The sequence below is a fragment of the Lysinibacillus antri genome, assembly GCF_003977595.1.
Taxonomy (GTDB): Bacteria; Bacillota; Bacilli; order Bacillales_A; family Planococcaceae; genus Ureibacillus; species Ureibacillus antri.
On record NZ_RYYR01000020.1, the window covers coordinates 61,730 to 74,012 of the forward strand.

Annotated in this window: 11 protein-coding genes; 9 read left to right on the forward strand and 2 right to left on the reverse strand. The window is 35.2% G+C overall.

The annotated features are described in order from the left end of the window. Window positions 1–79: 79 nt before the first annotated feature. The 8 genes from EK386_RS14040 (at window position 80) to EK386_RS14075 (ending at window position 8,415) form a co-directional block, all read left to right on the forward strand. Entirely contained in the window at window positions 80–2,248 is a 2,169-nt protein-coding gene (locus tag EK386_RS14040; protein WP_158674434.1) for a bifunctional diguanylate cyclase/phosphodiesterase, read from the forward strand. A 157-nt stretch (window positions 2,249–2,405) separates the two neighbouring features. Further along, on the forward strand, window positions 2,406–2,621 hold the full coding sequence (locus EK386_RS14045; protein ID WP_126659812.1) for a helix-turn-helix transcriptional regulator: 216 nt from the start codon (window positions 2,406–2,408) through the stop codon (window positions 2,619–2,621). A gap of 4 nt (window positions 2,622–2,625) precedes the next feature. Then, window positions 2,626–2,916, forward strand: coding sequence for a DUF2178 domain-containing protein (locus EK386_RS14050; protein WP_126659813.1), 291 nt, complete (start codon window positions 2,626–2,628; stop codon window positions 2,914–2,916). Between the two features lie 949 nt (window positions 2,917–3,865). Further along, the gene (locus tag EK386_RS14055) at window positions 3,866–4,366 is read left to right on the forward strand and encodes a type II secretion system protein (RefSeq protein WP_126659814.1); all 501 of its coding nucleotides are present in this window, start codon (window positions 3,866–3,868) and stop codon (window positions 4,364–4,366) included. An 89-nt stretch (window positions 4,367–4,455) separates the two neighbouring features. After that, window positions 4,456–4,962: a type II secretion system protein gene (locus EK386_RS14060; RefSeq protein ID WP_126659815.1), complete on the forward strand. Its 507-nt coding sequence runs from the start codon at window positions 4,456–4,458 to the stop codon at window positions 4,960–4,962. 146 nt (window positions 4,963–5,108) lie between these two features. Next, complete coding sequence (locus tag EK386_RS14065) at window positions 5,109–5,876, forward strand: metallophosphoesterase family protein (protein WP_158674435.1); 768 nt, start codon at window positions 5,109–5,111, stop codon at window positions 5,874–5,876. Between the two features lie 55 nt (window positions 5,877–5,931). Beyond that, window positions 5,932–6,408, forward strand: a complete 477-nt coding sequence (locus tag EK386_RS14070) for an SACOL1771 family peroxiredoxin (RefSeq protein ID WP_439331238.1) — start codon at window positions 5,932–5,934, stop codon at window positions 6,406–6,408. A gap of 18 nt (window positions 6,409–6,426) precedes the next feature. Continuing rightward, window positions 6,427–8,415 carry an ABC1 kinase family protein gene (locus EK386_RS14075; protein ID WP_126659817.1) on the forward strand — a complete coding sequence of 663 codons (1,989 nt, stop codon included), beginning with the start codon at window positions 6,427–6,429 and terminating at the stop codon, window positions 8,413–8,415. A 43-nt stretch (window positions 8,416–8,458) separates the two neighbouring features. Here the strand turns inward: EK386_RS14075 and EK386_RS14080 are convergent, their stop codons facing one another. Further along, complete coding sequence (locus tag EK386_RS14080) at window positions 8,459–9,559, reverse strand: TFIIB-type zinc ribbon-containing protein (protein ID WP_126659818.1); 1,101 nt, start codon at window positions 9,557–9,559, stop codon at window positions 8,459–8,461. Window positions 9,560–9,571: 12 nt separating this feature from the next. Further along, entirely contained in the window at window positions 9,572–10,876 is a 1,305-nt protein-coding gene (locus EK386_RS14085; RefSeq protein WP_126659819.1) for an SPFH domain-containing protein, read from the reverse strand. 403 nt (window positions 10,877–11,279) lie between these two features. Here EK386_RS14085 and EK386_RS14095 point away from each other — a divergent pair, with 403 nt between their 5' ends. Continuing rightward, window positions 11,280–12,167: a 5'-3' exonuclease gene (locus tag EK386_RS14095; protein WP_179966042.1), complete on the forward strand. Its 888-nt coding sequence runs from the start codon at window positions 11,280–11,282 to the stop codon at window positions 12,165–12,167. Window positions 12,168–12,283: the final 116 nt, after the last annotated feature.

A 12,283-nucleotide genomic window follows, 5' to 3' on the forward strand; every position in this document is an offset into this window, starting at 1 on the left:
GTTATTATTGGATTGATAGCAATTGTTGTAAATAATTCTCATCATTTTTATACATAATTAACTGTTTGGGGAGATGCATATGGAGAAGACCTTCGATGAAAAATACATAAAATCCATTTCTATTTATATCTCGCTTTCCTTCATGCTAATACTATTTGTCGTCCTATTTAGTGATAAATTATATGGCATTTTTGGTGAACAAAATTATACGGCGGTTCATTTACTTAGTGAAATTTTTACCATTATTGTAGCCATGTCTATAGCAATGCAGCTATGGCTTACTTCTCGTTTTAAATTAATCAATGTAGATGTTTATATGGGGGCACTTTTTTTATCCCTTGCCATTTTAGCTATATTCCATACGATTTCTTATAAAGGAATGCCATTCTTTATTATAGAAAGTAGCCCATATCAGGCTACGTGGTTTTATATTATTACAAGGCTTTTAATATCTGTTGGTTTGCTTTGCATTGTGTTAATGAAGGCAAAATCAATAACAACCATACATAGAAATATTGTTTTTCTCATCTCCATGATTTTGACCTTTGCTTTTATTTGTGTGATTTATTTACCGGACAAAGTGTTGCCACCATTAGTAATTGAAGGAATGGGTACAACACTCCTTAAAAATACAATGCAGTATTTCTCATTAGGGACTCAAATCGTTTTAATTATTATTTTACTAAAGCAGTTTAACCTAGCACCAAAAAGAAGCTTATTATTTATCGCAGCCTCTATATACATAATTATTAGTGATATTTTCTTTACGACATATCGTGATGTATACGATATTTACAATTTTACAGGTCACTTATTCCAGTTATTCACTTATGTCGCTATACTTAAAGCAGTCTATTACACTACAGTTGAGTTTCCGTTTATCAGTATGATTAAGGCCAATGATCACCTCGAAAGCTCGCGGAAAGAAATGCATCATATGGCTTACTATGATGAAATAACAAAACTACCAAATGAACGTTTTTTAATAGAGAGCATTAATAAAAGCTTTACAGAAAATCTGGAGCAAAAAACTGTACTCGTATTAGAGTTTGATCGGATTTTGGCTATTAAGTCTTCACTCGGTTCGTTTTATTCTGAGCAAATACTCAAAATGGCTGCTGAGCGTATTACTGAAATAGTGGGGGAAAAGTATTTTGTAAGTAAATTACGTATTGATCAGTTTGTCATCTTTATAAAATCCCATAAAGACAAAGAAGAAATAATGGCTCTTTGTAAACAATTACAATTGAGCATGTCGAAACCATTCCATATACAACATTTTTCATTAACAGGAAATTTAAATATTGGAATTGCCCATTATCCAATGGACTCTACGTCGAGTGAAAATTTAATAAAACATGCCCAATTTGCAATGTATGAAGCAGGTAAAGTTCCTGAAAGAATTCTTTCCTATGAATCGTCTATGTTAAATGCAAGAACAAAACGCGTTGAATTGGAAAATGATTTATATAAAGCATTAGAGGAAGACCAATTATTTTTACAATACCAACCTCAATTAAACATCCAAACAGGGGAAATCAATTCAATGGAGGCCCTTGTCAGATGGAATCATCCAATAAAAGGATGGATTTCACCGGCTGACTTTATTCCGATAGCAGAAGAATCTGGCCTTATTATTCCTTTTGGAAGGTATGTTTTGGAAACGGCATGCAAACAAACGGTAGAACTTCAAAAAGTCATTAACAAGCCAATTAAAGTGGCTGTCAATTTATCGGTGGGGCAGCTTTTCCAGGAGAATTTTATCGATATTATTAAAGAAGTAATACAAGAGACGAAAATCCCACCGCATCAATTAGAATTAGAAATTACAGAAAGCATGACCATGAATACAAACTATATTACGCCAATTTTAAAGGGATTGAAGGAGATTGGACTAACTGTGGCTATTGATGATTTTGGAACGGGGTATTCATCGTTGTCTTATTTAAAGGATCTCCCTATTGATTGTTTAAAAATTGATCGTAGTTTTGTGCAAAAAATTAGTAATAAAGACGACCAGGAACCTTTAGTCGATATGATTATTTCAATGGCGCAGCATTTAAAGCTCGATGTTGTAGCGGAAGGCATCGAAACAATCGAACAACTACATTACCTGAATGAGAAAAAATGTGATTTCATTCAAGGGTATTATATTAGTAAACCGATTAACATCGAGGACTTATCAGAGCGCTTTAATGAAATCGAACAGTTTGCTTTAGAAACAATTCAAGGTATGAAAATGACTTAATATGAAGGCCGTTGCTGAAGGGGTACGCAGCAAGGCCTTTTTATTTTGCTTACGTGCAGAAAGATTTAACTGATTGAAAATATTTTAATCATTTTGTAAGAAATACTTTACATTATGTAGTATATATATTATATTGAAGTGGAAGGGGAGTTAAAAAATGGATAAGAGAAGATTAGAAAATCGAATTCATGTTTTCCGTGCTGAAAAACGATGGTCCCAACAACAACTTGCGGATCGAGTAGGAGTCTCCAGACAAACCATTGCATCATTAGAAGCGAACAAATACAATCCTTCTTTATTACTAGCACAAGATATTGCGGAAGCATTTGAAGTGGATATATACAGTGTGTTTACACATTTAAAGGAGGAATAAGTTTATGTACACAATTATCATATCGATATTAGTGGTTATTATGATTGCTTCAATCCTTCATTGGGTCAATTTCTCCACAAAGGAAGGAAAAGACGAGAGGGGCAAAATGATTTTAGGTCGGTCCTCACAAATTGCCTTTAGCATAGTGGTTCTGGCCTTTGGAGTAACTTTAATTGGCGATCGTTATATTACATTTTCAACAGATGAGCAATTCACGACGACACTAATCGCTTTGATGACGTCCATTATGTTAATCAACTCAATTTCGATTGCGTATTTTAGAAAGAAATATTAGTACGTTAAGGAAAACGATACAAAGGGGAAATAGAAGATGAAAAACTTAGTAACGAGAATATGTTTAGCGTTGGCTTTAATAATAACGGTTTATAATTTCTTTATCATAGATCAACCAGTGGAGAAGGGAACAGGGGTAGTGTTATTACTTCTAATTATCGCTAGCACATTTAATACGATAAAGACAGATAAACAGATGAATAGTTAACTACTAATCAGTAATGGGGATTGAAAAAACCTATTTACTGATTTTTTTTGTGATGATCGCTTGATTTTCTTTGTAGCTTTTTTAAATTACTCATTTTTTATTCTGATAAAAATTATGTTCTTTTCTAATTGAATTTATGATGAAGACTAACTTCACTGATTTTTTGAGGTTATGAAGCCCCCAATGAATAATTTTTGGATGCGTTCGGTCGTTCATCGTGGTTATGAAGCCCCCAATGAATAATTTTTGGATGCGTTTGGTCGTTCATTGGGGTTATGAAGCCCCCAATGAACAATTTTTGGATGCGTTCGGTCGTTCATCGTGGTTATGAAGCCCCCAATGAACAATTTTTGGATGCGTTCGGTCGTTCATCGTGGTTATGAAGCCCCCAATGAATAATTTTTGGATGCGTTTGGTCGTTCATTGAGGTTATGAAGCCCCCAATGAACAATTTTTGCATGCGTTTGGTCGTTCATCGGGAGTCAATGATGATCATTGCATTGCATTTTCATCCAGTTAATAGATTCCGCTCTAATGGAAATTAGTAATGTACAACTAAAATCCTCATTGAATTATATACTTCTGACAACTTTATTTTTAATATTGAAAATTTTGTTACAATATTTTGAAATTTAATAAATATTATTATTGAGTATGATAAAATATCCATATATTGTATAAATGTTTGTGATCTCAAAATATAACTCAAATAGAAGTCTAACTTGAGTATAGAGGTGAATAGATGCGTAGAGCTAAAAACTTTCGAAATGAAAAGGGAATTACATTAATCGAATTATTAGCTGTTATTGTGATATTGGGAATTATCGCCGCTATTGCAGTTCCAGCAATCGGAAATATGATAGCGAATTCAAAGAAAGATGCACATATCGCAAATGCAAGAGCGATGATTGAAGCAGCTCGGTTACATAGTATTGAAGATAGTTCTCTTAGACCAAGTAAAGGGAAAAGGGTTTTTGTTTCGTTAGGTTATTTAATTAGTCAAGGCTATATTGATAAAATAGAAAGTCCTGGAGATGAACCATACGAACAAAGTGGAGGCAATCCTACAGATGCTGATCATGCTAATAATCGCTGGGCAGATGGAAAGGCCACTTTTGTTGTTATAGATAATACTACCGGAACAATGGAGTATTATGTAAAACTTCTCACTTATAATGACAAGGTTATTTTAGAATTAACTGAGGAGAGTAACATTACGCGAAATAGTATTAGTATTCAGTAACCCGGTGTTCAACTACTTAAATGGAATCTTTTTATTGAAAAGTTTGGACTTATATCGTCATCAATATGATTTATTTTTGAGGTGAGAAGATGGGAAAAGCATTGCATCATCAAAATGAAAAAGGGATTACATTAATTGAACTATTAGCAGTAATTGTTATTTTAGGCATTGTAGCAGCTATTGCAGTTCCGGCGATTGGTAATTTAATAGAAAATGCAAAGAAGGATGCTATTATAGCAAATGCACAGAATATGGTTGATGCAACACGGCTATTAAGTGTTTCTAAAAGCGGTTTCAGTCCTAGTGATGGTCACATGACATTCGTTCCATTAGGTTACTTAGTTAGTGAAGGGTATATGAATAAATTTAGTAAACATGGACTTGAAGTTTATGCACAAAATACTCAAGATCAACCAACTAAGAATCATGTAGATACTAATTGGACAAATGAAAATAACACATATGTTGTAATTGAAAATAATGGTGGGAAAATCGAATATTACGTTAGAATTGTATTGCATAATAATCATTTGGTTTTACCGTATAAGAATATAAATGATGTAAATCGAGATGACATTACACTTCATAATTATTAACCCAAGTCTCAGCTCCAAAAAGTTGAGACTTCTTTTTATTTACATTGAGAATTAAACAAGTCTCTATGAATATGGTATTATTTAGTTAAAGTACATAAGAATTTGAGAATATTCGTGAAATTGGTTTACTAAATGGGGTGTGTGGCGTGGAAAAAGTTTTTGCAATTGGGGATATACATGGGAATTATGAATTGTTAGAGCAATTATTACAATTTTGGAATCCAGACGAAGAGCAATTAGTTTTTTTAGGTGATTACATAGATCGTGGGCCTGATAGTTTAAAAGTACTGCAAACTATTATGGATCTGTCCGAACAGTATGAAATCATTACGTTAGCAGGAAATCACGAGCAAATCTTTTTAAGCTGGCTCGATAAACCAGAGGAAGTCTCAGAGTTTTATTTTAATCCAAAAATTGGTGGAGCCGATACAGTTAAAAGTTTGTATGACGTTCCACATTTTAGTATTGTAGTGGATAATTTTTCTGTAATAGAAATTGCAGAAGCTATTCGAAAAAAGCAAAGTGCTGTTATTAAGTTTTTAAAACAATTGAGAACTTTTTACCAATGGGACTCATATTTATTTGTCCATGCGGGAATCGATGCAACGGTCGAAAACTTTAAAGAGACGAATAAGGAGGACTACTTTTGGATTCGAGAGGATTTTTTCGCAACTCCTCATCTCGCAAAGGAAATCGTTGTCTTTGGTCATACACCAACGCCATTATTAAACGAAGATCGTTCCAGTAATGTGTGGGTCTCCCCATGTCGAAAAAAAATTGGCATTGATGGCGGCGGTGCCATTTACGAAGCTGGTCAATTACATGGGCTTCTTTTCTCATCCCAATCAAAAGAAATTAAAATATACTCTGTCGCAAAAAATACGGATGGGAAGTATAGCACAATACTATTGTAATGTAAGGCAAGGGCTCGAGATTTTCGGGTCCTTCTTTCATTTCAAGTGGTATAGTATGAATAAAAGAAATAGGGTGGTTACGATGGCAATGGAAGGACAACATATTTTTACATTAAATACGTCTTGGAATGGTGATCGGAATGCAAGCGGGGAGATCACTTGTGGAAATTTAAAGACTGTAGTTTCTATCCCAGAGGAAATGGGGGGCCCTGGACTAGGCACGAATCCAGATGAAATGCTTTTAGGAGCAGCGGCCACTTGTTATTTAATATCTCTTGCCACAATGCTCGATCTATCGAAAGTAAAGGCTAAACTTCATTTACATTCTGAAGGGATTGTAGAAGTAGAAAAGAGTACATTTACTTACAAAAAAATTATCCACCATATAAAAATTGTTCTAGAAAATTATAACGAGAAACATATTCGCATTGCTAATCGTTTAGCATTGAAAGCAGAACAAACATGTATGATTAGTAAAGCGTTAAAAGGGAATGTGGAAATTGTGGTGAATTGTTCTATAGTAGAATCTTAAAGAAAGAGAGTGAGGAGAATGAACGCAATTCAATTTATCATACAAATATTAATTGTATCGGTTTTGATTTTTTTCATTAGTGGTCGTTTAATCGGTTCTAATGTAAATATTTTAAAAAGAATTTTATCTGTATGCATTAGTGTCTCCTTCACTACTTTTATTTTCTGGTATACCTATCTTCGAGGAACAAATTTTTCCTTTTATACCGTGGATAGTGTGGTTAATGTTGCCACGCTTTTATGGGTAGGTAGTATGTTACTGATCTCCATGCTTATTTATTTATTTTTTGAATTATTTGACCCGATCGCTCTCGATGAAAATAACGGTCGAGGTGCTGGCAAGAAGTCATTAATTAAGCGTTTAATTGGCTATTGGCGACATCAAAAACGGTTGCGAAACGTTTTAAAAATTGCTGTGACGAATGGCATTACGCGAACGATGAAATATGCTCGAAATCGGGATTCTGATCGAGAATTGGCGATTGCTTTACGAGATACCCTCGAACAATGTGGTGGAATTTTTATCAAATTTGGTCAAGTATTGTCCACTCGAAAAGAACTTTTTTCACCAGTTTTTATTGAAGAACTAGAAAAACTACAACAAAATGTGACGCAGCTAAACGAAGGACAAGTACAGATGATACTACAACAAAATTTACCCGGTGAAATTGATGAAGTCTTCTCTTACTTTAGTAAAAAACCATTAGCTGCAGCTTCAATTGGACAGGTCCATAAAGCGATCTTACGAAGTACAAATGAACAAGTTGTTGTAAAAATATTACGACCACAAGTAAAAGAGATTATGCGGGAAGATTTAAGTATCCTCATAGAGTTTGCCAATTGGGTATCCAACCGATCGCAATGGGCGGAAAATTTAGGCTTTCGTGGTTTAGCAGAAGGGTTTGCGGCATCATTACGGGAAGAAATCGACTTTAATATAGAAGCCCGCAATATGATTCAAATTCACAATGTGTTAAAGAATAGTCAATTGAAAGTGACGATTCCAAAAGTGTATGACCAATATAGCAATGAAAATGTATTGGTTATGGGGTTAGCAAAGGGCCATAGTATCTCGACACAACATTTATTTGATAATGGGGATAGTAAAAAAATTGCAGAAACGCTTTTATTTACGTACTTAGAACAAGCCCTTGTATCGGGAATTTTCCATGCCGACCCACATCCAGGGAATATTTATTATGATGGAAAAACAGATACTATTACGTTACTTGATTTTGGCGCGGTTTGTCGATTATCTTCATCTCAGCAAGAGGGATTAAAGTTATTTTTTATCGGAATTCAGCAAAGAGATGCGTCCATTCTTTTTGATGGCATATCGTTATTAGTGAAAAATAAAAATGATGTCGATCGCCATGATTTAGAGCAAGCGATTAGTCAAATTATTTTAAAAATCTCGTATGTTGACCGTATTCAAACCGATGAATTAGTGTATTCGATTTTTACAGTCATTCGTGATTTTGGTCTACAATTTTACCCCTCCGTTAATGTTGCGTTGCGGGTAGTGGTGACATTAGATGGTACGCTACGTATTATAGAACGTACATTTAATATTTTTGAAGAAGCAAAAGTATTTTCCAACAATTATTTGAAACAGGCATTTAAAAAGCCATTTAAAGAACCATTCGCGACGAAAGATCGATTAGAAGAAGAATTGGCGCTAATCTTACCAAACTTAAGAAAGATTCCAAGAAGGGTAGATCAGCTGTTCAAACGAATGGAAGACGGTAAAGTCATTTTGCATCATGATATTTTTTCAGATAAAAATAATGCCAAATTTATTACCCAGTTGTTTTCGAAGTTTGTCCTTTTATTAGTAGGGATTACCTTTGGGATAATCTCAGTAGCGTTACTTGCCATTTCTCAGTTAATTAACACGGCCTACGCTATTTACTTGAATACGGCAGCTTACTTGGGGTTATTTTTATGTGCCATCTTACTAGTAAGGCTATCCATACAAGCCATTCGAGATATGAAACGAATAGAGTAGGCAAAAAGGTGAGCAAGATTGAATTTGCTCACCTTTTCTATGTCTATTCAACAAAAAAGAAATAAACAATAGCTAATACAATTAAGGCCAGTATTACAGCAAAAGTTACTTTGATTGGCGAAATAGGAGATTGACCTCCAACTTGTCCGGTTTGCCCATTGACCATAAACTGATAAGACTTATTTTTATACTTAAACGAAGATAACCATACCGGTAACATTAAATATTTATATGTAATGTTTGAATGCACAGTGGAAAATTTAATGTTTTTTACATGGTCTGCGTTATGTTCGTAAGTAATTTTATTTTTAATTTGCTCCTTCAAATGAGCGTGAATTTCCTTTTTAGCTTGAGTCCATCCGTCTTCTAAACCGATACTATATCGTTCGGCAATATAGCCAGATAAAAAATCTCTTTTATAAGGACGACTTTCTTTTAACTTAAAAGGCTCGATTTTTTCTAAAATGTCCATTTGATAACGGGTTGTCGCTAGAATTAAATGATCATCAATAAATTCCTGGTAAAAACCACTTGTATTATACCAATCCGTTACAGTATGAGTATCGCCTTCACTATCGGTTTCGGTACGATCTTTACCGTATTTTGCAGTATATTGAGAGGCGGTTTTCGTATCAAACGTCCAATAGGGTAGATATATACCTGAAAATGCTTCTGCTTTTGCGGAACGTTTTGCTTTATTTGGTGCAAACCAACGACTTTTAATCCATTTACGGAAATTTTCATCCGCCTGTTGACTTGAAACTTCAAAGGGAACAATGCCGTTCGGTGCTAAAGAATTTTCTGCATGACTTTCCATTACGTGATTGGATCCACAGTAGGGACATACATTTGCCACTTCAAGAGCATCATAGACCATTTCCGCTGCACAAGCATCACAAATAACTACCTTTTTTTCTGCTCCCCAAGAGAAACTACTGCGGGTAACTGCACTTTCAAAATCTAGCTCTTCAACTTCTTCATCCAACTCAAGCTCAGCATCTGGAATCTCTTCCTCATGGTGACAATAAGGACAAGTTAATTTACCATTAACTGGGTTAAACTTGATGGAAGCACCACAGGAAGGGCACTTCGCATCATGTTCATGAACTTCAACTAATGTCTCATGATCGTTTGGAGTGGTCATACAATAGCCTCCTTATTGATGGTCATTTTCATCAAAAACATCACCACATTCAGGACAGAATTTTGGATTTAGCGAAGGATCTTTTGGTACCCATCCACATTTATCACATTTTAAACTTTTTGGTTTAGCTAAACCGCAATCTGTACAAAATTTCCCCGTATTTTGTATACCACAAGAACAATTCCAACTAGTAACTTCAGGCTTTTTCGTACCACATTCTGTACAGAACTTTCCTGTATTTTCGGCCCCGCAAGAACAAGACCAAGTAATAGGAGGCAGTTGTTGATTTTGGGATTGTGTTTTTTGTGATGTATTTCCTTGGGTTAATAAATCTTTTGCATTTACGCCACCTGCTTGACTTGCAAAATTCAAACCTGCAAAACCTAACATAGCCCCTCCATCATTTTTCGCAGCATTTTTCATCGCTTCACTTTGCGCATCGATAAGTGTTGCTCCGGCCATTTGAGAGTTTCGTAGAACAGCCGTTTTTTGTAATTGTTTAATCATTGCCTCATCTTCATCGGATGCTTTCACTGTGTTTATACCAAACGAAATGATTTCAATACCGCGTGTTTTCCCCCATTTATCAGATAGAATTTCATTTAAAGCTTTCGCCAATTCTAAAGTGTGACCTGGAAGAGCGCTATAGCGAATTCCGCTTGCAGATATGCGTGAGAATGCAGGTTGTAGGGCTGTTAATAGTTCTGAGCGTAGTTGTCCTTCGATTTGCGTACGACGAAAATCTTGTTCAACGTTTCCAGAAACATTTGTATAAAATAAAATCGGGTCAATAATTTTAAAAGAATATTCACCATGACAACGAATGGAAATATCAATATCTAATCCGATATTTTGATCAATGACACGGAATGGAATAGGGGTAGGTGTCCCATATTTATTGCCTGGAATTTCTTTTTCGTTAAAGTAATAAATACGTTGATCTTTCCCAGCTTCGCCACCAAAAGCAAGTCGTTTTCCAAAAGCGTCAAAGCTTGCTTTAATGGATGCACTTAAGTCTCCGTAAAAAATACTTGGTTCGGTAGATTGGTCATAAACAAATTCACCGGGTTCTGAACAAAACTCTACAATTTTCCCTTGATCTACAATAATCATAGATTGACCTTCATTGACTGCGATAATTGAACCATTACTAATAATGTTATCGCTACCTTTTTTATTAAAGCTTCTTTTTCCTTTTCTTTTCATTCCTTTAGTTATTAAAACTTCTGCTGGAATGGATTCACAGTAAAAATAATCGCGCCATTGATCGGCAAGAACGCCTGATAATGCACCCACACCTGCTTGTAATAATCCCATTGCAACTCCTCCTCATCTCTATATGTATCATTATACTTATAAAAATAGAATTTAGATTTAGTTATTAGGGAATTTTTGGATAAATTCAGTTTGCGATGGAAATTTTACCCTTCTTTTTAAATCCAGCCATGGAAAATCTAATATTTATCCCGCATTAACGGGCAGTAATTTATCTGTACCGAAAGCTTTAGCGACAGGTACAAGACTCCCACTTCAAGATTTTAGTGAAGCGAAAAAGGATAAGTGGGAGATCAACTGCCCGTAAAAGCCCGATTGGTTCAACTAACAATCCGTGGGGGATGAAAAAAACCCCCACGGATTGAAGTTTCACTTTATTATATAGAACGATTACGTGTAAAGTTTTGTTATAATAATAGCACTAGAGTTAGAAAGGATCATGAAAATGACAAATAAACCACATCTACTAGTAGTTGATGGAATGGCTTTATTATTCCGTTCTTTTTTTGCGTCAAGTGCTATGGGACAATATATACGAATGGAAGATGGAACACCAACAAATGGCGTACAAGGATTTGCACGTCATGTTTTAACGGCTCAATCATTAATGAAGCCAACGCATTTAGCAGTTTGCTGGGATATGGGCGCCCAAACGTTCCGAAATGAACTATTTGATGGATATAAAGCGAATCGACCTACACCGCCTGAAGAAATGTTGCCACAATTTGATATGGCCAAAGAAGTATCCGAAATGATTGGCTGGCAAAACTTTGGGGAAGCCGGTATGGAAGCGGACGATACAATCGGTTCGATGGTGGAAAAATGGAAAGACGAAGCGGATATTACCATTATTAGTGGGGATAAGGATTTACTTCAATTATTAAATGCGACAACGAAAATTGCCTTTACGAAAAAAGGGTATACAGAATACGATGTTTACACAGAACATCGCTTTAAAGAGGAATATGCGATTGAGCCACATAAGTTTGCAGAAGTAAAAGCATTTATGGGGGATTCAAGTGACGGGTACCCTGGGGTGAAAGGAATTGGACCAAAAACAGCATTACAATTAATACAAAATTACGGGTCAATAGAAGGTGTATTAAATAATTTAGAGCAGCTTAAACCTGGACAGCGGTCAAAAATTGCCGAGAATATTGATATGCTTAGACTATCTCACAAGCTAGCGACGATCCATAGAGATATGGAGATTCGTGCAACAATACATGAGCTACTTTTAAAAGATTATAACCATGCAACATTTGAACATCTTGAAAGTAAAGGGTTTAGATTAATTGCAAAACATGCTAGATCTTTATATTCGTTAGTATAAGAAAGAGCCGAGGTGGATATCTTGAACTGCTCCCTGTCAAGTAGACAGTGAAAATAATAAAAATGCTTAGGCGGCTTGAGCCCTGTATTCTAGGGGGCTCAAGCCGTTTAATGTTT